This window comes from Comamonas sp. B-9 (assembly GCF_000410635.1).
In the GTDB taxonomy this organism is placed as follows: Bacteria; Pseudomonadota; Gammaproteobacteria; order Burkholderiales; family Burkholderiaceae_C; genus Comamonas.
Genome location: NZ_KE148642.1, coordinates 17,176 through 17,422, shown reverse-complemented (window position 1 = coordinate 17,422; position 247 = coordinate 17,176).

The following is a 247-nucleotide window of genomic DNA, read 5'->3' as shown; positions in this document are numbered from 1 at the left end:
GGGGGCGCCTAGCCGGGCGCACCTCGCCGGCCGCCCAGCCAGGCCCCTAGCTGGCCCCCCGCCCGCCAACCTGCCCCCAGGCCAGCGCCCAAACAACACAGCCCCAGGTGGTGGCACCTGGGGCTGTTCTCTCAGCGCTAAGGCAGGCTTAGCGGATGCGTGCTGTTACACCGTCTTGCGGCTGCGGCGCAGGCCCACAGCACCCATCAGCGCCGCCAACGCGGCCAAGCCCAAGCTGCCCAGCGTA